We start from the raw sequence: 23175 nt of genomic DNA, 5'->3' as shown, positions 1-23175 counted from the left end.
ATGGCCGTCCTCCTCTACCGACTCGGGCGACTCACTGCCCGGCGCCCCTGGCTCACCCTCCTGGCGTGGGTCCTCGTCCTCGGCGGGCTCGGCGGCACGATGGCCGCGGTCGCCACCCCGCCCAGCTCGGCGATCAGCATCCCGGGCGCGCAGTTCCAGTCGGTGCTCGAGACCCTCGGCCGCGAGATCCCGAAGGCCGCCGGTGGCATCGGCACGATCACCATCGAGAGCGAGACCGGCCGGTTCACCCCGGAGCAGCGCGCCGCCATCGAGACGACGCTCGCGCAGTGGGAGAGGGCCCCCCACGTCCAGTCGGTCATGGACCCGTTCGAGAACCAGGCCCAGCTCGACGACGGGGCGGCCAAGGTCGCCGACGGCCGGGCGAAGTACGACGACGCCGAGTTCCGCCTGCGGCAGGCGCAGTGGCTCCTCGACCGTGGCGAGGAGGACCTGGCGGCCGCGCGCAGCGAGCTCGCGACCCTCGAGTCCTCCGGCCGCAGGTCGAGCGACCGGGCCCGCGAGCTTCGGGTCGAGGTCCCCGCCCGCGAGAAGGGCAACGCCGGGATCCGCGCGCAGATCGACGACGGTCAGGCGCAGCTCGCCGACGCCCGCACGCAGCTCGCGCAGGGCACCGGCACCCTCGCCCTGAGCGACGGCCTGCGGTTCGTCAGCGAGGACGGCGCGACCGTCATGCTCCAGATCCAGTACGACGACGCCATCGCCCAGCTCTCCCCGGAGGTCCGCGCCCACGTCCCCGACATCGGCAGGCAGCTCGCCGACTCCGGGATGCGGGTCGACTACAGCGCGGACATCCTCCAGACCCGCAGCATCGTCGGCGTCGGCGAGGTCATCGGCTTCGCGGTCGCCGCCACCGTCCTGCTCGTCATGCTCGGCAGCCTGCTCGCCGCCGGGCTCCCGCTCCTCGTCGCGCTCGTCGGCGTCGGCGCCGGGTTGCTCGCGGCCATGGCGTCCTCCGCCTTCTTCGACATGAACTCGATGACCCCCGCCCTCGCGCTCATGCTCGGGCTCGCCGTGGGCATCGACTACGCCCTCTTCATCGTCAACCGGCACCGCCAGCAAGTGCTCGACGGCGTGCCCCTCCAGCACTCGATCGGCCTCGCGACCGGCACGGCGGGCAACGCGGTCGTCGTCGCGGGCGCGACCGTCGTCATCGCCCTCACCGCCCTCACCGTCTCGGGCCTGCCGATCCTCGCGCAGATGGGTCTCGTCGCCGCGGGCACCGTCGTCATGACCGTCCTCGTCGCGCTTACCGTGACGCCGGCCGTCCTCGGCCTGCTCGGTCGCCGGGTCGTCTCGCAGCGCGCGTGGCGTCGGCACGAGACGACCGCGGCGGCCGACGCCGCGGCCGCTGCCGATCGCACGGGCCGGGGCTCGGGCCGCTGGGGCGTCCTCGTGACCAACCGTCCGTGGCTCGCCATCGTCCTCACCGTCGTCACCATCGGACTGCTCGCAGTCCCAGCCGTCGCGCTGCGGCTCGGCCTGCCGGACGGCAGCAGCGAGCCCAGGGACTCGAGCGCCTTCCACTCCTACACGACGATCGAGCGCGAGTTCGGGCCCGGCGCCAACGGCCCCATCGTCGCCGTCGTCTCCTTCGACGAGCCGGTGGACCAGGGCGACGTCGTGACGATGCAGAACCGCTACGGCCGCGAGCTCTTCAACAGCGTCGGCGTCGAGCGCGTCGTGCCCTTCGGCGTGAGCGAGGACCGCGACACCCTCGCCTTCCAGGTCGTCCCCCTCGAGGGACCGACGAGCGAGGCGACGACCACGCTCGTCCACGAGCTGCGCGACCTCCAGCAGCAGATGCCCGAGGGCGTCGAGCTCGGCATCACCGGCCAGACGGTCGCCAACATCGAGATCTCCGAGCGGCTCGCCGACGCGCTCCCGCTCTACGTCGCGCTCGTCGTCGGGCTGTCGCTGCTCCTGCTCATGGCCGTCTTCCGCTCGGTCCTCGTGCCGCTCGTCGCCACCGGCGGCTTCCTCCTCTCGGTCGCCGCGGGCTTCGGCTCGGTCGTCGCGGTCTACCAGTGGGGCTGGCTCGCCGACCTCTTCCAGGTGAGCCGCGCCGGGCCGATCATGCCCTTCCTGCCGACCCTGCTCATCGGCGTCCTCTTCGGCCTCGCGATGGACTACCAGATGTTCCTCGTCTCGGGCATGCACGAGGCCCGCGCGCACGGCCAGGACAGTCGCACCGCGATCCGCACCGGCTTCCGGCACGGCTACAAGGTCGTCGTCGCCGCGGCGCTCATCATGATCGCCGTCTTCGCGGGCTTCATCTTCGCCCACCTCGCGATGATCCGGCCGATGGGCCTCGGCCTCGCGATCGGTGTCGCGGTCGACGCGTTCCTCGTCCGGATGACGCTCACCCCGGCCGTTCTGCACCTGCTCGGCGACCGCGCCTGGTGGATCCCGCGCTGGCTCGACCGCGTCCTGCCCGACCTCGACGTCGAGGGCACGAAGCTCCGCACGCACCTCGCCCGCGCCGAGGCCGACGCCCCGGCGGAGGCCGAGCCCTCCCCGGAGCGCGAGCTCACGAACGCCTGACGCCGACCTCATCGCAGGCGAACCGGCACCGGAGCCCTCGCCACCGGAGCGCGAGCTCACCTCAGGTGCACAACTCACCAATTCCTCCCGTTCGGCACGGATGACCCTGTACCTAACGGGAGGAATTGGCGAGTTGTGCACCCGGTCAGGCCGCGGCGTATGCCGTCCGCGCGCCTGCCAGCGCGGCGTACCGGCCGTCGAGCCTGACCAGCTCGTCGTGCGTCCCGCGCTCGACGATGCGGCCCGACTCGAGGACCGCGATCTCGTCGGCGGACTCGACCGTCGAGAGCCGGTGCGCGATGGTGATCGTCGTTCGGCCGCGGACGAGCTCGTCGAGGGCGCGCTGCACCGCGCGCTCTGTGTCGTTGTCGAGAGCGCTCGTCGCCTCGTCGAGCACGAGTACCCTGGGGTCGCGCAGGATCGTGCGGGCGATGGCAATGCGCTGCTGCTCCCCGCCCGAGAACCGGTGACCGCGTGCGCCGACGACGGTCTCGAGACCGTCGGGCAGCGACGCGACGAGGTCGGCGACCTGTGCGGCGCCGAGCGCCCGCCACAGCTCGGCCTCCGTGGCGGCGGGCGCGGCGAGGAGGAGGTTCTCGCGGATGGAGGCGTGCACGAGGTAGGTCTCCTGCGAGACGACGCCGACGATGCGCGCGAGCACCTCGGGGTCGAGGTCGCGCAGGTCGACGCCGTCGATGGCGACCCGGCCCGACGTCGGGTCGTGCAGCCGGGCCACGAGCGAGGCGAGCGTCGACTTGCCCGAGCCGGTGTGCCCGACGAGCGCGAGCGAGCCACCGGCCGGGACCACCGCGGAGACGGAGTCGAGGGCGAGCGGCGCGGCCCACGCAGAGCGCGGGTCCGGACCGGCATACGCGAAGGAGACGTCCTCGAGGCGCACCTCGCCACGCACCCGCGCCGGGTCGAGTGTCACGGGCGCGGAAGGGGCGGCGACGTCGGGAACGAGGTCGAGGTACTCGAAGACGCGGCTGAAGAGCGCCATCGACGACACCCACTGGGCGCCGACGTTGAGCAGGCCCATGAGCGGTCGGAAGATGCCGGCCTGGAGCGTCGTGAAGGCGATGAGGGTGCCGATGGTCATGCCGCCGGACGTTGCCGGCAGACCCGCGACGAGGTAGACGAGTGCGGGGATCGCGGCGAAGACGACCTGCATCGTCGCCATCCGCCAGCGTCCGGCGAGCTGACTGCGCAGCTCGAGGTTGACGAGCTCCTCCGAGGTGGAGGCGAAGCGCTCCGCGTGGCGACTGCCGGCGCCGAGGGTCTTCGACAGGCGCACGCCGGAGACCGAGAGGCCCTCCTCGATCTGGACGTTGAGGTCGGCGCGGCGGGCCTGCTGGCGCGCGGTGACCTCGCGGCGGATGAGGGCGACGCGGCGGGTGAGCCACACGGCCGGCGGGATGACGAGCAGCGAGAGGAGCGAGAGCCGCCACGACAGCGCGACCATGGCGACCGATGTGGCGACGGCGGTCGTGAGGTTGCTCGCGATCGAGGTCGCGGTGGTCGTCACGACACCCTGCATACCGTTGATGTCGTTGGTGAGCCGGGACTGGACCTCACCCGCGCGGGTCCGGGTGAAGAAGCCGAGCGACTGCTTCTGGAGGTGGGCGAAGAGGTCGGTACGCAGGCGGTGCATGACGCGCTGGCCGACCCCGGTCGAGAGCCACGTCTGCACGACGCCGAGGACCTGGGTCGTCGCGGCGACCGCGAGCATGCCGCCGACGGCGAGGAGGAGCAGGCGCACGTCCTGCTGCGGGATGGCGACGTCGACGACCTCGCGGACGAGGAACGGCTGGGCCATCGAGATGACCGACGTCGCGACGATGATCGCCGTGACGATGCCGATGGGGCGACCGAAGCCTCGGAAGAGGCCGGCGACCCGGCGCACCGGCACGGGCGCGAGGTCGAGCTGGGCGCGGTCGCGCGGGTCGACCCTCATCGGGCCGCTTCGTCCGCCGCGGCCGCCGGGGTCGGGGGTGGGATGTGGGGTGGCTGTCATGCGCACCCTCCTGTCTCTGTGGTTCCGAGTCATTGGTGAGGTTACCTCACAATGAGCCCAACGCACGATCCAGCGCTAGCATTCCCCGTATGCCGTCCGCGCGCCGAGACCTTCCCTCCGACCCCCCGCTCGGGGAGCTCGTCATGGAGGTGGCCCGGGGGCTGCGTCGGAGGTTCGCGGCGACGCTGGAGCCGTGGGGCATCACGCCGCACGAGTCGCGCGCCCTGCGCGTCATCGGCCACCACGAGCCGACCAGGCTCGGCGTCGTCGCCCAGCACCTGCGCATCGCACCCCGCTCGGTCACCGATGTCGTGGACACCCTCGAGGGCCGCGGCTTCGTCGAGCGCGAGCCCGACCCGAGCGACCGGCGGGCCGTGCGCGTCTCGCTCACGACCAGGGGCAGGAAGGTGCTCGACGAGCTCGACACGGCCCGGCGAGCCGATCACGAGGGCTACTTCGCGGACCTGTCCGAGCGCGACCGCGCCACCCTCGCGCGCATCCTCGGCCGACTCGTCGACGACCGGCCGACACCGGGTGGATGATGAGCGCATCAGCCGTCGCAGAGAGGATCGCCCGATGACGCGCGCCATCCACTTCGAGATCCACGCCGAGGACGTCCCTCGCGCCGTCGCCTTCTACACCGCCGTCTTCGGCTGGGAGACCCAGGACTGGACCGAGTTCGCCGGGATGCCCTACTTCGGCGTCGTCACCGGTCCCGAGGACCAGCCGGGCATCAACGGCGCGATCATGCAGCGCTCCGGACCGAACCCCGAGCCGGGTGCGCCGGTGGCCGGGTGCGTGCTCACGATGGGCACCGACGACTTCGACGCCACCGCCGCCAAGGCTCTCGAGGCCGGCGCCACGGTCGCCCTCGAGAAGCACGCGCTTCCGGGCATGGCGTGGCAGGGCTACTTCGTCGACACCGAGGCCAACGTCTTCGGTCTGCACCAACCCGACCCCGAGGCGAAGTGAGCCTCGGAGCCCCCGACCTCCCCCAGCGACCCGTGGCCCGAGAGCGCTCCAGCGTGCCCGCCGCCGGGCACGCCCTCGACGTCCTCGAGCTCCTCGCCCGACGGGGTGAGCCGCTGCCGGCCGCCGCGGTCGCGCGCGAGCTCGGCCTGCCCCGGTCGAGCACCTACCACCTGCTCTCGGTCCTGCGGGACCGCGGCTACGTCTCCCACCTCGAGGGCGAGCGGCGCTACGGGCTGGGCGTCGCGGCATACGAGCTGGGGTCGGCCTACCAGCGGCAGGCGCCGCTGCAACGGATCGCGCGCGGGGCCCTCGACCGCCTCGTCGACACGACCGGGCACAACGCCCATCTCGCGGTGCTCCACGGCCGCGACGTCCTCTATGTCATCGAGCAACGCGCACCCAAGGGCCCGGTGCTCGTCTCCGACGTCGGGGTCCGCCTGCCTGCGACGCTCACCGCCACCGGTCTCGCGATGCTCGCCGCGCTGCCGGCCGGTCAGGTGCGCGCGCTCTTCCCCCATGCCGACGCACTCGTGCAGCGCGACGGGCTCGGGCCGGCGTCGACGACCGCTCTCCGCTCGCTCCTGCAGTCGGTCCGCGGACGTGGGTATGCCGTCGAGGACGGTCTCGTGACCCGCGGCCTCCGGTCGGTGGCCGTCGCGGTCCTCGACCACAGCGACCACCCGGTGGCCTCGGTGGCGGTGACGTTCCGGGTCGAGGCGGTCGACGACGACGCGGAGTCGCGGCTCGTCACCGCCGTCCGCGAGGCCGCCGACGACCTCTCCGCACGGCTGCGCGGCCAGGCGCGACCTCCGCGTCGTACCTGACCGCGCACCGAACCGCGTCGGGCCGGGTCAGTCGGTCGACATGGGCGGGCGGTAGCCGGGACGTCCTGCGAGCCCGGCGGAGCGCACCGCCGCGCGGCCCACTGCCCGACCGGCCGTGGCCAGCGGGTTCGTCGACTGCGACACCCGAGGAGGCATGACGACCACGGGGCACGCCGCCGCGTAGACGAGCCGCTGCGCGAGCATCGGCGGCCCCGTGAAGCTGCGGGGTGCGTCGATGACGAGGAGGTCGGCCCCGTCTGCGGCCGCGAGCAGCGCCTTGCGCTTGCCGCCCCGGACCACGCGGAGCTCGGCGCCGTGGTCGGGGCCGAGGACGGCGGCGACGTCGGCCTCGAGCGCCGCCTGTTCCGACGACTCTGTGCTCCGCTCGTCCGTGATGCGCGCCGCGGCGCCCCCCGAGGTGGTCCCGGGTGGCCCGGTGAGCCGCCACGAGCGCACGGCCACGAGCCGCCCGCCGTTCTGCGCCGCCTGCGCGGCGCCCCACTCGAGAGCGGCCGGCGACTTCGAGGTGGAGCTCACGCCGACGACGACGGTGTAGGGATGCTGGCCGGACGAGTCGGTGTGTGTCTGGTCGCTCATCCTCGCCACCTCAGACCGGGAGGTGGACGGTCTCGTTGCCGTCCTTGTCGAAGCTGCTGAGCGGCGGCGCGATCTCCTCGAGCGACTTGCCCTCGGCGTCGACACCCCACACGGCGGCCACGGCAGCACCGATGAGCATGATGCCGGAGGCGATGAGGTAGCCCCAGAACATCGGGGTGCGGTCCTCCCCCTCGCCGATGAGCCAGCCGTAGAAGACCGGGCCGATGGCACCGAAGATCTGCGCCGTGGCGAAGAAGTACGAGATCGCCTGGCCGCGGGCCTCGAGCGGGAAGATCTCCGAGACGGTGAGGTAGCCCGCGGAGGCACCCGCCGAGGCGAAGAAGAACGCCACGCACCAGAACGCGGTGTGGGTCGCGGCCGTCAGGGTCCCGGCGTTGAAGAAGAACGCGGAGACCGCGAGCACGACCGCAGCGAACGCGTAGCAGCCGCCGATCATCTTGCGCCGGCCCACCGTGTCGAAGAGCGGCCCCAGCAGGAGCGGCCCGAGCAGGTTGCCGAGAGCGAACGGGAAGAAGTACACCGCGGCACTCGAGGCGCTCTGTCCGTAGAAGTTCTGGAGGACGAGCGAGTAGGTGAAGAAGATCGCGTTGTAGAGGAAGCTCTGGGTGATCATCAGCGTCGCACCGAGGACGGTCCGCTTCGGGTAGAGCTTGAAGAAGACGTAGGCCAGCTGCTTGGGCGTGAGGCCCTCGCGCGGCTTGAGCCACACGCCGTCCTTCTCCTCGTCCAGCCTCGGCAGGGTCTTGCCGGCGGCGACGGCCTCCGCCTCGACCTTGGAGACGATGCGCTCGGCCTCGTCGTGGTGGCCGTGCGTGACCATCCAGCGCGGGCTCTCGGGGATGTGGCGACGAAGGTAGATGATCGCGAGACCGAGGATCGGTCCGATGAGGAAGGCGATGCGCCAGCCGATGTTCTCGTCGAAGCGCTCGGTGTCGAGCAGGAAGAGGCTGGCGAAGGCGCCGATGCCCGCGCCGAACCAGTAGGTGCCGTTGATGGCGAGGTCGACCCGCCCGCGGTAGCGACCGGGCATGAGCTCGTCGATCGCCGAGTTCACGGCCGAGTACTCGCCACCGATACCCATGCCGGCGACGAAGCGCAGGAGGAGGAAGACCCACATGTTCGGTGAGAACGCCGCGAGGCCGGAGGCCACGAGGTAGAGCACGAGGGTGAGCGTGAAGAGCTTCTTGCGCCCGAGCGTGTCGGTGAGGCGCCCGAAGAGCAGGGCTCCGACGACCTCACCGAGCAGGTAGACGGAGCCCGCCATACCGACGTTGGCCGCCGTCATCTCGAGGGACTTCTCGAAGCCGCCGGCGGCGACGATCTGGATCTCGAGGCCGTCGAGGATCCAGGCGGTGCCCAGACCGAAGATGACCATCCAATGGAACTTGGACCACGGCATGTCGTGCATGCGCGCCGGAATCAGGCTTCTGACCGGCTTCTCCTGGTCGACCTCTGTCGCTGACATACGACCCCTTCCCACCACGTCGTCCGATCGCCCGGGCCAGAGCCGGGAACGTTCCGGCACGTTACGCCTGCGGCGCCGCGACGTGCGGATACCTCCCAGGCGGATTTCTCAACCCCCTTCACGACCCGTGCGTGTTTCCCACCCTTCCGTCACGAGCCCGGACAACGCAGATACTCGGCGTATGCCGGTCGGTCGACTGACCGGCATACGCCGAGTTCCGTTGTGGGACAGGAGGACGAGAAAGGTCAGACGCCGATGCGCTCCCACGGGCCCCAGATGGCGAAGCTCATGCCCGCGCTCGCCTGGATGTTGACGAAGAGCGTGCGGCCGTCGGGGCTGAACGTCGAGCCCGCGAACTCGTCGTCGTAGCGCGGCAGCCCGGTGCGGGCGGACTCGGCGCGGTTGAGGGCGATGTCCCAGAGCTGGCCGCCACGGCTGAGACCGCGGACGTAGTTGTCCTGGTTGCTGTCCTCGCAGACGACGAGGGTGCCGCGGTCGCTCACGGTGATGTTGTCGGGGAAGTCGAAGGTCTGCTTGCCCGGCGACTGGTAGACGAGCCGGAGCTTGTGCGACCGGGTGTCGTAGGCCCACACCTGGCCGAAGCCGTTGCCGTAGCCGTTGATGAGCTCGTTGCCTGTCTCCGGGGCACCGCCGCCCTGGGTCGAGGTGAAGTAGACGACGCCGTTGTCGTAGATCTGGCCCTCGAGCCGCGAGAACCCTGCGGCGCCCTTGGCCCGACCTTGGCCGCCGACGTACTGGAGCGCGGTGTCGTTGGCCGTCGGGGCGGTCTGGCCCGGGGTGTAGGGGAACTCGGGGTCCGGGTCGTCGATCTCGACCCACTCGACGGAGTAGACCGCGCCCTTGTCCTGGTGGCCCTCGAGGTGGGCGTTGGGCCGGCCCTTGACGGCGAGCATCTCGAGGACGCCCTCGTTGTCGAGGTGCCCGGACTCCATCGGGTTGGTCTTCGGCGTGTAGCGGTAGAAGCCCGACGGGAAGGCGAAGTTGTCCTCGGTGAGGTAGAGCCGGCCCTCGCGCGGGTCGAACGAGACGGCCTCGTGCGGGAAGCGCCCAGCCTTCGTGATGGGCATGGCGTCGGCGCGGCCCTCGGTCGGCACCTCGAAGACGTAGCCGTGCGGCTTGGTGAGCCCGGTGTTGGGCGCGCCCGTGAAGTCGGGGCCCACATCCGGTCCGTTGACCGTCTCCTCGCAGGTCACCCACGCACCCCACGGCATCTGGCCGCCGGAGCAGTTCATCATCGTGCCGCTGATCGCGGTCCACGCCGCCTTGACGTTGCCCCGGCCGTCGACGTCGATGTGCGTGCAGCCGCCCTTGGCCGACGGGTCGTAGACGTGCTCGCCGGGCGGGCCGAACGACTTGCCGGTGCCGTTCTGCTCGTGGTTGCGGATGAGCGTGACGGCGCCGTCGGGCCCGTCGAACGCGCCCATGCCGTCGTGCCGGCCGGGCAGCTCGGTGCCGTCGTCGAGGACGATCGGCGTCTCGGTGTCGTGGAACGAGCGGTAGCGGAACCCCTCGGGCAGGTGCAGACGCACCTTGCCGTCGCGCTGGTCGGGGATCGGCCGCAGGCCGCGGAACGCCGGGCCTCCGAGGGTGCCGACCGGGGCCGCTCCGGCCGGTCCGGCCACGAGTCCCTGGAACGGGCCGGCGAGGGCGGTGGCCCCGGCGGCGACCGCAGCACCCTTGAGGACGGTGCGGCGCTGTGGAGTGTGATCGTCAACTGCCATGGTGTTCGACTCCTTTGTCGTGTGGCGATCGACCCAACGTAGGCCGAGGGTGTGACGGGCGACAATGGTCATGTGAGCGGATCCGTGCAGGTCATCGTGCTGGCGGGGGGATCCTCACGCCGGTTCGGCTCCGACAAGCTCGCGGCCGCGATGGCCGACGGACGCTCCGTCCTCGACACCTGCCTGACCGGTATGCCGTCCGCCTGGCCCCTCGTCGTCGTGGGACCTTCGCGGCCGGTCCCGTCAGCGGTCGGGACCCGCGTGCGGTGGGCCCGGGAGGCGCCACCGGGGGGCGGTCCGCTCGCGGGCGTGGCCGCCGGGCTCGCGTTCGTCGACGCCGCGGTCGTGTGCGTCGTGGCCGGCGACACCCCGGGCGCGGGAGCCCTGCTGCCGGTGCTCGTGTCGGCGCTGACTGCCGACGGTTCGGTCGACGCCGCCGTGGCGAGCGACGGTGAGGGACGGGCCAACCCGCTCCTCGCGGCATACCGGGTCGAGGCCCTGAGGGGCGCAGTGCCCATCCCGGCATCGGGAGTGGCGGCGCGCACGCTGCTGACGCTGCCCCACGTCGTCGTGCCGGCGCCCGGCGAGGTGCGCGACATCGACACCCCCGACGACCTCGCGGCGCTGCGGGACGAGTGACGGGCGGCACCGAGGGGCCTACCCTTGGAGGGTGCTCGAGGGCAGGTCGGTGACCCTGCGCCAAGTCCGCGAGGCGGACCTGGACACGCTCTACGACGCGCACACGAACATCCGCAACCGTGGCGCCTACTTCCCGCTGGGCGTGCTGTCCCAGACCGCCTTCCGCAGGGAGTTCGCCGACCACGGGTTCTGGCAGAAGACCGAGGGCGTCCTCGTCATCGAGTCCACGGAGCGCGACATCGCGGGGCACATCGAGTTCTTCCACCCGGTGTCCTACTGGGATGCGTTCGAGCTCTCCTACCTGCTCTACGACGACCAGCACGCCGGTCGGGGCTACGTCACGGAGGCGGTGCAGCTGCTCGTCGACCATCTCTTCTCCACCAAGAAGGAGCACCGGATCCACCTCGTCATCGCGCCGGGGAACGGCGCGTCCCGGCGGATCGCCGAGAAGTGTGGCTTCATGCTCGAGGGCACCTTGCGGGGCGCGTTCTTCAACGACGGCCGCAACCAGGACGTCCTGCTCTACTCGCTGCTACGGACGGACCCCCGGCCTTGGCACGGCGGTGGCGACCGCCTCGAGTAGTCGTCGTACGTTGAGGGCATGAAGGCGATCACGATCCCGAAGCCCGGTGGGCCCGAGGCCCTCGTCCTGTCCGACGTCGACGCACCCGAGCCCGGCGCGGGCGAGGTCCGTGTCAAGGTCGCCGCCGCCGGCGTCAACCGGGCGGACGTCATGCAGCGGCTGGGCTTCTACGACCCGCCGCCCGGCATGACCGAGATCCCCGGGCTCGAGGTCTCGGGGGTCATCGACGCCGTCGGCGAGGGCGTGGGCGAGTGGGTCGTCGGTGACGAGGTGTGCGCGCTGCTCGTCGGTGGCGGCTACGCCGAGCAGGTCACGGTGTCCGCCGGTCAGGTGCTGCCGGTCCCGCAGGGCATCGACCTCGTCGAGGCAGCGGCCCTCCCCGAGGTGGCGTGCACGGTCTGGTCCAACGTCTTCCTCACCGCGAACCTCCAGCCCGGCGAGACGTTCCTCGTCCACGGCGGGTCGTCCGGCATCGGCACGATGGCGATCCAGCTCGCCCGCGAGGTCGGCGCCCGGGTCGCCGTGACGGCCGGCTCGCAGGAGAAGCTCGACCGCTGCCGCGAGCTCGGCGCGGAGATCCTCGTCAACTACCGCGAGCAGGACTTCGTCGAGGAGCTCGAGAAGGCGACGGAGGGCCACGGCGCCGACGTCATCCTCGACAACATGGGTGCGAAGTACCTCCCCCGCAACGTCCAGGCACTCGCCACCGCCGGACGCCTCGTCGTCATCGGCATGCAGGGCGGCGTCAAGGGCGAGCTCGACCTCGGGACGCTGCTCCGCAAGCGCGGCGCCGTCATCGCCACCTCGCTGCGCGCCCGGCCGGTCGCCGAGAAGGCCACGATCGTCGCGGCGGTCCGCGAGCACGTCTGGCCGCTCGTCGCCGACGGGCGGGTGCGCCCGGTCGTCGCCTCGCGCCACCCGCTGGTCGACGCGAGCGCCGCGCACGCCGAGATGGAGGCGTCCACGCACATCGGCAAGATCCTCCTCGTGCCCTGACCGGCCGGGACACCTCGCACCGCCACACCATTTCCGCCTGGAGTGGGTTCCGGTCACTGGAGGTGGGGACAGTTCCCGCTCCCAGTGCATGCAACCCACTTCGGGCGGGAAAGTCGTGCTTGCCAAGCGGGTGAATACTCGGTATACATGTCCTGCCCGAGCACGGCATACCGAGTATTCACGCGGAACAGGGGCCAACTGGATCCCTCGGTATGCCGGCTCGGCACCGTACGCGCGAGCGCAGGGGTTCGCGCGTCGAACGTTGAAGGAGAGAACTCATGTCGGTCAAGCAGGGGCTCCTGGCCCTCCTCGCGCAGGCGCCGATGTACGGCGCCCAGCTGCGGGTGGAGTTCGAGGAGCGCACCGGCGGCACGTGGCCGCTCAACGTCGGGCAGGTCTACACGACCCTCGCCCGCCTCGAGCGCGACGGGCTCGTCGAGCCGACCGGGGAGGCCGACGCCGAGGGCCGCATCTCCTACCGCCTCACCGAGGCGGGCAGCGCCGAGGTCGGTACGTGGTGGACGACGCCGGTCGACCGCGACAACACCCCACGGGACGAGCTGACGATCAAGCTGGCGCTCGCGGTGACCGTGCCGGGCGTCGACGTCGCCACGGTCGCGCAGACCCAGCGGACGTCGACCCTCAAGCACCTCCACGACCTCACCAGGCTCAAGCAGGAGGTGCTGCGCAAGCAGCGCCAGGCCGAGCAGGCGCCCGCGGACCGGGCCGAGGCCGGCCAGACGGCCGGCGGCGCCGACCACGACCTCGCGTGGCTGCTCGTCCTCGAGAACCTCATCTTCACCGCGGAGGCCGAGGTCCGCTGGCTCGACCACGTCGAGACCCGGCTGCACCGGGAGTCGCTGCGCCCTTCTCCCCGTTCCGGGCGCACCCCGGAGGCGACGGCGCGCGCGGCGGCCGAGGACACGGCATACCGGCGTGAGACCTCGGGCGTCACGAGCGCCGACCACGGGACCGACCGGACGGAGGCACGTCGATGACCGCACCCAGCCTGCTCCTCGACAACGTCACCCGCGTCCACGGCACCGGTGAGACAGCGGTCCGGGCACTCGACGGCGTGAGTCTCGAGGTCCTGCCCGGCGAGCTCGTCGCCGTCATGGGTCCGAGCGGGTCGGGCAAGTCGACGCTGCTCAACCTCGCCGGCGGCCTCGACCTCGCCACGTCCGGCCGGGTCGTCATCGAGGGCGAGGACCTCTCGACCCTGGGCGCCAAGGGCATCGCACAGCTGCGGCGGCGGCGGGTCGGGTTCGTCTTCCAGGACTACAACCTCATCCCCAGCCTCACCGCGGCCGAGAACGTCGCCCTGCCCCTCGAGCTCGACGGCGTCCGCGCCGGCCAGGCCCGGCGACAGGCCCGCCAGACCCTCGACCTCATGGGCCTGCGCGAGCTCTCCGACCGCTTCCCCGACCAGATGTCGGGCGGCCAGCAGCAGCGCGTCGCCATCGCCCGCGCACTCGTCGGCAGCCGACGCCTCGTCCTCGCCGACGAGCCGACCGGTGCCCTCGACAGCCACACCGGCGAGGACGTCCTGCGCGTCCTCCGCGAGCGCTGCGACGAGGGAGTGGCGGGCCTGCTCGTCACCCACGAGGCGCGTCATGCGGCGTGGGCCGACCGCGTCGTCTTCCTGCGCGACGGTGTCGTCGTCGACTCGACGGGCCGGGCCAGCGCGGCCGAGGACCTGCTCACCACCAGCACGCGATGAGCACGCTCACCCGGCCTCCCGCCGCTCCGCAGGCACCCGACGCATCCGGCGCGCTCCAACACCGTTCTGTCCGCGGAAGGTTCACCGGCAGCTGGGCGGTCGCGCTGCGGATGGCGCGCCGCGACGTGCGGCGTCACAAGGGCCGCAGTGCGCTCATCCTCATCATGGTCGCGCTGCCGACCGCCCTGCTGACCTTCGCGATGGTTGCGGCGAGCACGAGCCAGGTGTCCGGTGTCGAGGCCATCCCGGGTCGCATGGGCAACGGTGTCGCGATGGTCGAGTACCCCCCAGCCGCAGCACGCCCTCCACCCTGCGGACCCGAGCATCGGCAACAGCTCGCGCGGCGAGGCGACACCGATCCCCGGGTGGGTCGAGGGCGGCTCGGTCTTCGACAACGCCGACGCCATGAGCCGGCTCACCGGCGCCCGCGCCGTCCCCGTGGGCGAGGAGTCGCTGACGACGCGCCGGGACGGCCGGCGCCTCGACCTCCAGTCGCTCACCCTCGACCTGCGCGCCGGCGTCACCGACAAGGTGACCCTCCTCGGCGGGCGCATCCCGGAGCGTGCGGGCGAGGTGCTCGTCACGACGACGGGGACCGAACGTGGTCTCCCGGACTCGGGGACGCTGGACCTGCGCGTCGGCGAGAAGGACGTCACGGTGACCGTCGTCGGCACCGCCAAGGTGCTCTCGGAGTTCGGTGGCCGGTCGTGGAACCACCTCGTCACGCCCCTGCCGTTCGGCGACGGAGTCATGGGCAGCGGGTGGATCCTCCTCGACGACGACCCCGTCGACTGGGACGAGGTCACCGCGCTCAACACGTACGGCCTCATGGTCTGGTCGGCGCAGGTGCTGCGCGACCCACCACCGGCGAGCGCGCTCGACCCCGAGATCGCCTCGATGTCGGACTTCGACCGCGACCGCATGGGCACCTTCCTCGCCATCGGCGGCGCCCTCCTCCTCGTCGTGACGACCCTGCTCGTGGGCCCGGCGTTCGCGGTGAGCGCCGCCCGCCAGCGACGCGCCCTGGCGCTGTCGGCGAGCAACGGCGCGACGACGGGCCAGCTGCGCCACACCGTTCTTGCCCAGGCGCTCGTCCTGGGCTCCCTGGCCGCGGCCATCGGCGCCGTCCTCGGTGTCGGCGCCGCGTGGGGGCTCGCGCAGCACGACCGCCTCGCCGAGACGTTCGGCATGTCGGGCCCGTTCGAGATCCCCGTCCTCGGCGTGGTGGCGACCACGCTGGTCGCCATGGTGAGCGCGGTCATCGCAGCCCTGCTCCCGGCCCGTCGACTCGGCCGGCTCGACATCATCGGCGTGATGAAGGGGCAGAGCGTCTCGCCCCGCCCCAGCATCGCGGTCTTCGTCGTCGGCGCCGTCATGGCCGGGCTCGGCGGCTTCGTCCTCATCTGGCTCGCAAGGTCCCAGGCGGCCAGCGGCACCGACGGCGGCCAGGTCGGCACCGTCGTCGCGGCCATCGCGCTCGTCGTGGGTGCGGTGATGCTGGCCCCGATGATCCTCGTCGGCCTGGCCCGGGTCAGCTCGCGCCTCCCCGTCTCGCTGCGCATGGCCACCCGCGACGCGGGACGTCAGCGCGCTCGGAGCGTGCCGGCGATCGCCGCGATCCTCGCCGGCGTCGCGGTGCTCACGATGGTGCTCATCGCCAGCGGCAGCGACGAGGAGCAGAGCCGGCGCGAGTACACCGCCCAGAACCTCGAGGGCGACACGACGGTGCACCACGAGTCGGGGGTCATCGACGCCGACACCGTCGCGTCGATCACCGACGGGTTCCGCTCCGTGCGCCCCGGTCTCGTCGTCGCGCCCGTCGGCGAGGTCGACACGGGTGAGTCCTGGATGTACACCGCCGAGGCCACCCCGCCCACCAAGCCCTACGACACCACCACCGTCAACGTCGTCCCGCCCGGGTGCACGCCCGAGTCGACCGTCTACGACGCCACGCCACCGACCCGTGGCGAGATGAGGCCCGCCTCGTGCCAGGTCCTCGGCACCAACGGCATGGGCAACGGCGGCCAGATCACCGTGACGACGGCCGACGAGATCGGCCGGCGCCTCGCCTCCCTCGGCCGCGAGGAGGACGCCGCCGCGGTCCGCTCGGGTGCCGTCATCGTCGGTCGCCCCGAGGGCGAACCCTCGCTCCTCACACGGGGCAGGGTCACCGTCATGTCCGCCACCCTCCGGGTCGACCCGCGGGCGACCGAGGAGCCCGACCCCTCGACGGCGCTGTCCAAGGTCCGCACCGTCAAGGTCCCCGCCATCGAGGTCCCGCTCGACCGGTCGACCATCGGCGCGCTGCTCGGCGCCCGGATGCTCACCACGCCGGAGACCGCGTCGAGCCACGGATGGCCGACCCGGACGACGCGCCTCACCGTCCACGACCCAGCGGGACCCATGTCGCAGGACCTCACCGACCGTCTCGGGTTCGGCTCCGACGATGCCGTCTACCTCTACACCGAGCGCGGCTTCCAGTCCGACGTCGGGCGCATCGTGTTGGTCCTCGTGGGGCTGTTCGTCCTCCTCCTGCTCGTCATCACGCTGACGTCGACGGCGCTCACGCTCGCCGAGCAGGAGAGCGACCAGGCGACCTTGGCCGCCCTCGGGTCCGGACGGGGCACCCGTCGGGTCATGGCCGCCGCGCAGGCGTTCACGCTCTGCATCATCGGGGCGGTGCTCGGCGTCGCCGTGGGCATCGTCCCCGGCATCGCCCTCGCCTACCCGCTCACCGCCCAGTCCTGGGACGCCATCACCGGGGAGCAGCTGCAGAGCGACCCGATCCTCGTCTTCCCGTGGCTGGTCCTCCTCGGGTTCGCGGTCGCGGTCCCGGCGGTGGCCGCGGGACTGGCCGCGGCCGGCATACGCAAGGCTCCGGACGCCACGCACCGAACCGCGTGACCGTCGGACATCCCTGACAGACTCCCCCGTATGCCGTTCCCTCACGACCCGGCCGGACGCCACCGTGCGATCGCAGGCACCTTCACCGAGCGCGTCGAGGGGGTGCAGGACTGGGACGCCCCGGCGCCGGTCGAGGGATGGGCGGCGCGTGACGTCGTCCGTCACCTCGTCGAGTGGTTCGCCAGCTTCCTCGAAGCCGGTGCGGGGGTGCGGCTCGAGCGTGGGCCGTCGGTCGACGACGACCCCGTGGCGGCCTGGACGACGCACGCCGACGCCGTGCAGGCGCTGCTCGACGACCCCGAGACCGAGACCAAGGTGCTGAGCAACCGCCACATCGGCGACGTGCCGCTGCCGCAGGCGGTCGACCGCTTCTACACCAGCGACGTCTTCATGCACACGTGGGACCTCGCACGCGCGACGGGGCAGCCGGACCGGCTCGACGAGGAGTTCGCCAACGAGATGTTCAGCGGGATGCAGGAGCACGACGAGATGCTTCGCGCGTCCGGACAGTACGGCCCGAAGGTCGACGTGCCCGAGACCGCGGACATCACCGACCGGCTCATGGGGTTCGTTGGCCGCGACCCCTCGTGGGTCCCGCCGGCCCGCGCCGCCGACGATGCCGTGGGGCAGGATGGGTGACATGACGCAGCAGCCCGGACCCACCGACCACGAGCAGGGAGCCGAGCAGCGCGAGGTGCACGGCACCGCCACCGTCGGCGACGACAAGGTCGTCGTCGTCACGCCCGAGGGCATGGGCGTCGCCGAGCGCTCGCTCGAGGAGGGCAAGCCCAACCAGAACCCGGCCGACCTCGTCGAGCAGCCCGCCAAGGTCATGCGGATCGGCTCGATGATCAAGCAACTCCTCGAGGAGGTCCGGGGCGCCCCGCTCGACGAGAAGGGCCGCGCCCGCCTCGCCGACGTGCACGAGCGCTCGATCGCCGAGCTCAAGGACGGCCTCGCCCCCGAGCTCGTCGAGGAGCTCGAGCGGATCGCGCTGCCGTTCACCGAGGACGCCCCCTCCGACGCCGAGCTCCGCGTCGCCCAGGCGCAGCTCGTCGGCTGGCTCGAGGGCCTCTTCCACGGCATCCAGACCGCGCTCGTCGCCCAGCAGATGGCGGCGCAGTCGCAGCTCCAGCAGATGCGGGCCCTCCCGCCCGGCCACTCGGCGGCGCCCGGCCACGGTGGCGGTCAGGGCACCGCGCCGATGGGGATGCCCAACATGCCGGGCGGCCCCTCGCGCGGGGACGAGACGCCCGGTGAGGGCACGGGCCAGTACCTCTGACCCGCTCGTCGGCCCTGCTGAGCAGCTCGCTCGTCGGGGCGCTTGACGGGGTCGCTCGTCGGGCCGCTCGTCGGGCCGCTCGTCGGGCCGCTCGGCGCGCGCTCCGGGGCGAGGTGCGACAGAGTGCCAGCATGCGCACCTTGCCCCGAACCCTCGCCGCTCCCCTGTATGCCGTCGCGCTCGTCGCGCTGACCGCTCCCGTCGCGCTGGCCGCCCCTTCGGGAGGTGCTCCGCCCTCGGAGGCTGCCGCGCCCCGGGACCTGGCCTGGTCGACGACGACCCTCGACGCGAACCAGAGCTTCCGTGGGCTCGATGCCGTCGACCGCTCGGCCGCGTGGGTCGCCGGTGCGAGCGTCACCGGCGGGCGGGGCAAGGTCTTCCGGACGACCGACGGCGGCGACTCGTGGCAGGACGTCGGCCCGGCCGACGCGACGGGGCTCAACTTCCGTGACGTCGAGGCCGTCGACGCCAGCACCGCCAGCATCCTCGCGATCGGCGAGGGCGAGGCGTCGAGGATCTACCGGACGACCGACGGCGGCGCGACATGGACCGAGACCTTCCGCAACGACACCCCGGCCGCGTTCTACAACTGCATGGACTTCTATCCCGACGGCCGCCGTGGGCTCGCCGTGAGCGACCCCGTCGACGGGCGGTTCCGGATCGCCGCGACCCAGGACGGCGGACGGTCGTGGCAGGTGCTGCCCGACGACGGCATGCCGGACTCCACCGGCGAGGCCAACTTCTCGGCGAGCGGCGACTGCCTCACGATCTCGGGCGAGGAAGCCTGGTTCGGCTCCGGCGGCGCGACGTCGCGGGTCTTCCACTCGCGCGACGGCGGCCTCACGTGGAGCGCAACCCGCTCGACGATCCCTGCGGGTGAGGCGGCCGGCGTCTTCGCGCTCGCCTTCCGCACGCCCGGTCAGGGCGTCGCCGTCGGCGGTGACTTCGCGGCCCCGGCCGACGGGGTCGACGCGAGCGCCGTGAGCTCGAACCGGCGCACGTGGCGCAGCGGCGGCGACCTCACCCACCTCGGCGAGGACGTCTCCTGGCTCGGCCACCGGCTCGTCGTCGTCGGTCAGGGCGGCACCGTCGGCGGCGCGAGCGTGTCCGACGACGGCGGGCGCACCTGGCAGCGCTTCAGCGACGAGCTCTTCCACACCCTCGACTGCACGACCGACGGCGCGTGCTGGGCGGGGGGCGGCGGTGGCCGGGTCGGCCGCCTCTGACCGCCTGTGACCGGCTCTGACCGGCTCTGGCCGCCTCCGGCCGCCCGAAAAAGCCAACTCCCCGGTAACTGGCGGGGCCAACCTACGGAAGCGTAGGTTGGCCAGCATGACCGCGACAACGTGGAGCCAGACCGACCTGCTGCGTGAGATGAACCAGGTGGTCGAGACCAACCTCAACCGGCACATCGGCGTCGCGAAGGACTGGTACCCCCACGAGTTCATCCCCTGGAGCGACGGCCGCAACTTCGACGGCCTCATGGAGGGCGACGCCTGGAGCCCCGACGACGCGCCGATCTCGGACGTCGCCCGCTCCGCGCTCATCGTCAACCTGCTCACCGAGGACAACCTCCCGAGCTACCACCACGAGATCGCGATCATCTTCGGTCGCGACGACGCGTGGGGCGAGTGGGTCCACCGCTGGACGGCCGAGGAGGGCCGCCACGGCATCGCCATGCGCGACTACATGCTCGTCAAGCGCATGGTCGACCCGAAGGCGCTCGAGGACTTCCGGATGACGCACATGTCGCAGGGCTACGAGTCCGCGCACAGCGGGGAGCTCCTCCACTCGCTCGCCTACGTCTCGTTCCAGGAGCTCGCGACCCGCGTCTCGCACCGCAACACCGGACGGTTCACCGACGACCCGATGGCCGACCAGCTGCTCCAGCGGATCGCGGCCGACGAGAACCTCCACATGATCTTCTACCGCAACCTCCTGGGCGCCGCGCTCGAGCTCGACCCGAGCCAGTCGATGATGGCGATCCGCGACGTCGTCAAGGGCTTCCAGATGCCCGGCACCGACATCCCGGGCTTCCAGCGCAAGGCCGTCGAGATGGCCGTCGCGGGGATCTACGACCTGCGCCAGCACCGCGACGACGTCGTGGCGCCGGTGCTGCGCTTCTGGAAGGTCTGGGACGTCGAGAACCTCTCCGCCGAGGGGGAGCAGGCCCGGCTCGAGCTGTCGGCGTTCATGGACGACCTCGACACCAAGGCCTCCCGCTTCGAGGACAAGCGCGACACCCTCGCCGCCCGCATGAACCTCTGACCACACCCCGACTTAGTGCGACTTCGCAGAGTCGCGAGGGCGACGAGCGACTCTGCGAAGTCGCAATGAGTCGCAGGTTGGGACGAACGCGAGGGGTATGCCGGTCAGCGGACCTCGCGGGCCGCGGCCCGTCCCGCGGCGCGACCGGAGAAGAGGCATCCGCCCACGAAGGTGCCCTCGAGCGACCGGTAGCCGTGCACCCCACCGCCGCCGAAGCCGGCGACCTCCCCCGCGGCATACAGGCCCTTGACCGGTTCGCCGTCGGCGCCGATGACCTGTGAGTCGAGGTTGGTCTGGAGCCCGCCGAGCGACTTGCGGGTGAGGACGTTGAGGCGCACCGCGACGAGCGGACCGCGCTTGGGGTCGAGGATCCGGTGCAGCGGGAAGGCGCGCTTGGTGAGCTTGTCGCCGCGGTACTGACGGGCGACGTGGATCGCCGCGACCTGCGCGTCCTTGGTGAAGGGGTTGTCGACCTGGCGGTCGCGCTCGAGCACCTGCCGCTCGATGTGGTCGACGTCGAGGGGGGCGTCGGGGGTGAGGGCGTTCATCTTGGCGACGAGCTCGCGCAGCGTCGTGGCCTGGACGAAGTCGACGCCGTGGTCGAGGAAGGCCTGCACCGACGGTTGCACCGCCGTCACCGGCCGTTTGAGGATGTCGCGGTAGTTGCGGTCGGTGAGGTCGAGGTTCTGCTCGCTGCCCGAGAGCGCGAACTCCTTGCCGACGAGCGTGCGGTTGGTGATGAACCACGAGTGGTCGTGACCGGTACCCCTCAGGTGCGAGAGCGTTCCGAGCGTGTCGAAGCCCGGGAAGTTCGGCGGGGGCAGCCGGTCGCCGTTGCCGTCGAACCACAGTGACGACGGGCCGGGCAGGATCCGGATCGCGTGGCTCGGCCACACCGGGCTCCAGTTGTTGATGCCCTCGACGTAATGCCACATGCGGTCGCGGTTGATGACCGTCCCGCCGGCCTCCTCGGTGATGGCGAGCATGCGCCCGTCGACGTAGGCCGGGACACCGGTGATCATGTGCTCGGGTGGCGTGCCGAGCCGCTCGGGCCAGTTGGCACGGACGAGCTCGTGGTTGCCGCCGATGCCCCCGCTCGTGACGAGCACGGCGTGCGCGGCGAACTCGAAGTCGCCGACGACGTCACGGTTCGAGGCGACGCCGCGCTCCGAGTCGTCCTGTGCGAGAACGGATCCGCGCACCCCGGTCACCGCACCGGCGGTCGTGACGAGACCGTCGACCCGGTGGCGCGGGCGATAGATGATGCGCCCGCCGCGGATGTGCTCGCGGACGCGCTCGATGAAGGGCAGGACGACGCCGGTGCCCGTGCCCCACGGGATGTGGAACCGCGGCACGGAGTTGCCGTGCCCGCCGGCTCGACCATCACCGCGCTCGGCCCACCCGACGACCGGGAAGAAGCTGATCCCGAACTGCCGCAACCACTCCCGCTTCTCGCCCGCCGCCCACTCGACATAGGCGCGGCCCCACAGTCGCGGCCAGTGGTCCTCGTCGCGGTCCCACCCTGCCGTGCCCTGCCAGTCCTGCCAGGCGAGGTCGAAGGTGTCCTTGATGCCCATCCGCCGCTGCTCGGGGCTGTCGACGAGGAAGAGCCCGCCGAAGCTCCACCACGCCTGGCCGCCGAGGTTCGCCTCGCTCTCCTGGTCGAGGAGGACGACGGATCGTCCGGCGTCGGCGAGCTCGTTGGCGGCGACGAGACCGGCGAGGCCGGCCCCGACGACAAGGGCGTCAGCGTCCATGCCGCGACCCTAGTGCTCGTTACCCGCGGGTACCAGCAGTCCGCCGAACCCGCCCGATGCCACCCCAAGCACCCCTGCCCGTGCACAACTCGCCAATTCCTCCCGTTCGGTACATGCCTGGAACGTGCCGAACGGGAGGAATTGGCGAGTTATGCACGTGCGAGGAGGGTGCGCCAGGGCACCGAGGCGACGCTCTCGAAGACGAGGTCCGCGTCGCGGGCAAGGACCTCGACCGGTGTCGTCCCGAGGACGGCGACGAGCCCGCCCGCCCGGGCGGCGCGACCCGACACGAGGCCCGCCGTCGCGTCCTCGACGACGAGGCAGTCTCCCGGCGCGAGCCCGATGCGGGAGGCACCGAGGACATAGGGCTCGGGCCCCGGCTTGCCGTGAGAGACGTCGCTCGCGGTGACGACCACGGTGGGCCTAGGGAGTCCGGCCGCGGCGATCCGCACCCCGGCGAGCTCGTGCTCGCACGACGTGACGATGGCGTGCGGGACGCCGAGCCCGTCGAGGAGCTCGAAAACCTCGCGCGCGCCCTCGAGGGCGACGACCCCCTCGGTGTCGGCGAGCTCGATCTCGCGGATGCGCGCGTGCGCCGCCAGCCGCTCGGCCTCGGAGCGGTCGGCCATGACGTCGAGGATCGTGTTCATGCTCGTGCGACCGTGCGACCCGGCGAGGGCCGCGGGCTCGACCCCGACCTCCTCGCACCACGTCAGCCACGACCTCACGACGGCCGGCGTCGAGTCGATGAGCGTGCCGTCCATGTCGAAGAGGACGCCAGCGAACGCGCGATCGGGCAGGGCTCCGGCCAGGGGTGCACTCACCGGTT

At 71.9% G+C, this 23175-nt stretch carries 20 protein-coding genes; 14 read left to right on the top strand and 6 right to left on the bottom strand.

Going from position 1 to position 23175, the window contains the following annotated elements; genetic code table 11:
* Positions 1-2562, top strand: a complete 2562-nt coding sequence (locus ACOJV7_RS09290; RefSeq protein ID WP_420189856.1) for an MMPL family transporter — start codon at positions 1-3, stop codon at positions 2560-2562.
* A gap of 145 nt (positions 2563-2707) precedes the next feature.
* Here the strand turns inward: ACOJV7_RS09290 and ACOJV7_RS09285 are convergent, their stop codons facing one another.
* Positions 2708-4576, bottom strand: coding sequence for an ABC transporter ATP-binding protein (locus ACOJV7_RS09285; protein WP_420189855.1), 1869 nt, complete (start codon positions 4574-4576; stop codon positions 2708-2710).
* Positions 4577-4665: 89 nt separating this feature from the next.
* Between ACOJV7_RS09285 and ACOJV7_RS09280 the strand changes: the two genes are divergently transcribed.
* From ACOJV7_RS09280 to ACOJV7_RS09270, 3 genes are read left to right on the top strand one after another with little or no spacing between them, the layout of a single operon-like run.
* Positions 4666-5118: a MarR family winged helix-turn-helix transcriptional regulator gene (locus ACOJV7_RS09280; protein ID WP_420189854.1), complete on the top strand. Its 453-nt coding sequence runs from the start codon at positions 4666-4668 to the stop codon at positions 5116-5118.
* Positions 5119-5152: 34 nt separating this feature from the next.
* Positions 5153-5548, top strand: a complete 396-nt coding sequence (locus ACOJV7_RS09275; RefSeq protein ID WP_420189853.1) for a VOC family protein — start codon at positions 5153-5155, stop codon at positions 5546-5548.
* The gene (locus tag ACOJV7_RS09270; protein WP_420189852.1) at positions 5545-6372 is read left to right on the top strand and encodes an IclR family transcriptional regulator; all 828 of its coding nucleotides are present in this window, start codon (positions 5545-5547) and stop codon (positions 6370-6372) included. Before ACOJV7_RS09275 ends, ACOJV7_RS09270 begins: the two co-directional genes overlap by 4 nt.
* Before the next feature lie 27 nt (positions 6373-6399).
* On the opposite strand, the gene ACOJV7_RS09265 is transcribed toward ACOJV7_RS09270, so the two are convergent.
* From ACOJV7_RS09265 to ACOJV7_RS09255, 3 genes are all read right to left on the bottom strand, one after another.
* Complete coding sequence (locus ACOJV7_RS09265; protein ID WP_420189851.1) at positions 6400-6969, bottom strand: universal stress protein; 570 nt, start codon at positions 6967-6969, stop codon at positions 6400-6402.
* A gap of 10 nt (positions 6970-6979) precedes the next feature.
* Entirely contained in the window at positions 6980-8455 is a 1476-nt protein-coding gene (locus ACOJV7_RS09260) for an MFS transporter (RefSeq protein WP_420189850.1), read from the bottom strand.
* 245 nt (positions 8456-8700) lie between these two features.
* The gene (locus ACOJV7_RS09255) at positions 8701-10197 is read right to left on the bottom strand and encodes a PhoX family protein (RefSeq protein WP_420189849.1); all 1497 of its coding nucleotides are present in this window, start codon (positions 10195-10197) and stop codon (positions 8701-8703) included.
* A gap of 72 nt (positions 10198-10269) precedes the next feature.
* On the opposite strand from ACOJV7_RS09255, the gene mobA reads away from it, so the two are divergent.
* The 10 genes from mobA to ACOJV7_RS09205 all read left to right on the top strand — a co-directional run bounded on the left by mobA (position 10270) and on the right by ACOJV7_RS09205 (position 20589).
* Positions 10270-10836 carry a molybdenum cofactor guanylyltransferase gene (gene mobA, locus ACOJV7_RS09250; RefSeq protein ID WP_420189848.1) on the top strand — a complete coding sequence of 189 codons (567 nt, stop codon included), beginning with the start codon at positions 10270-10272 and terminating at the stop codon, positions 10834-10836.
* Positions 10837-10867: 31 nt separating this feature from the next.
* Positions 10868-11419, top strand: a complete 552-nt coding sequence (locus ACOJV7_RS09245) for a GNAT family N-acetyltransferase (protein ID WP_420189847.1) — start codon at positions 10868-10870, stop codon at positions 11417-11419.
* Positions 11420-11437: 18 nt separating this feature from the next.
* Positions 11438-12415, top strand: a complete 978-nt coding sequence (locus tag ACOJV7_RS09240; protein ID WP_420189846.1) for an NAD(P)H-quinone oxidoreductase — start codon at positions 11438-11440, stop codon at positions 12413-12415.
* Between the two features lie 278 nt (positions 12416-12693).
* Complete coding sequence (locus ACOJV7_RS09235) at positions 12694-13413, top strand: PadR family transcriptional regulator (RefSeq protein ID WP_420189845.1); 720 nt, start codon at positions 12694-12696, stop codon at positions 13411-13413.
* Entirely contained in the window at positions 13410-14135 is a 726-nt protein-coding gene (locus ACOJV7_RS09230) for an ABC transporter ATP-binding protein (protein ID WP_420189844.1), read from the top strand. Before ACOJV7_RS09235 ends, ACOJV7_RS09230 begins: the two co-directional genes overlap by 4 nt.
* A 264-nt stretch (positions 14136-14399) precedes the next feature.
* The gene (locus ACOJV7_RS09225) at positions 14400-17039 is read left to right on the top strand and encodes an FtsX-like permease family protein (protein WP_420189843.1); all 2640 of its coding nucleotides are present in this window, start codon (positions 14400-14402) and stop codon (positions 17037-17039) included.
* Between the two features lie 30 nt (positions 17040-17069).
* Positions 17070-17678, top strand: coding sequence for a TIGR03086 family metal-binding protein (locus ACOJV7_RS09220; RefSeq protein ID WP_420189842.1), 609 nt, complete (start codon positions 17070-17072; stop codon positions 17676-17678).
* Positions 17671-18321: a bacterial proteasome activator family protein gene (locus tag ACOJV7_RS09215; RefSeq protein WP_420189841.1), complete on the top strand. Its 651-nt coding sequence runs from the start codon at positions 17671-17673 to the stop codon at positions 18319-18321. The genes ACOJV7_RS09220 and ACOJV7_RS09215 overlap by 8 nt, the downstream gene beginning before the upstream one ends.
* Positions 18322-18452: 131 nt before the next feature.
* Positions 18453-19547 carry a WD40/YVTN/BNR-like repeat-containing protein gene (locus ACOJV7_RS09210; RefSeq protein WP_420189840.1) on the top strand — a complete coding sequence of 365 codons (1095 nt, stop codon included), beginning with the start codon at positions 18453-18455 and terminating at the stop codon, positions 19545-19547.
* A gap of 106 nt (positions 19548-19653) precedes the next feature.
* A complete protein-coding gene (locus tag ACOJV7_RS09205; protein ID WP_420189839.1) occupies positions 19654-20589 on the top strand; it encodes an acyl-ACP desaturase in 936 nt (311 codons plus the stop codon).
* Between the two features lie 104 nt (positions 20590-20693).
* Here ACOJV7_RS09205 and ACOJV7_RS09200 read toward each other — a convergent pair whose 3' ends face one another.
* Positions 20694-22346, bottom strand: coding sequence for an FAD-binding dehydrogenase (locus ACOJV7_RS09200; protein WP_420189838.1), 1653 nt, complete (start codon positions 22344-22346; stop codon positions 20694-20696).
* Between the two features lie 149 nt (positions 22347-22495).
* A complete protein-coding gene (locus tag ACOJV7_RS09195) occupies positions 22496-23170 on the bottom strand; it encodes an HAD family hydrolase (protein WP_420189837.1) in 675 nt (224 codons plus the stop codon).
* Positions 23171-23175: the final 5 nt, after the last annotated feature.

It is taken from the genome of Knoellia tibetensis (assembly GCF_048606415.1).
In the GTDB taxonomy this organism is placed as follows: domain Bacteria; phylum Actinomycetota; class Actinomycetes; order Actinomycetales; family Dermatophilaceae; genus Knoellia; species Knoellia tibetensis.
The sequence above is the reverse complement of the archived record's forward strand: the minus strand, read 5'-3'. Positions and strand labels throughout refer to the sequence as shown.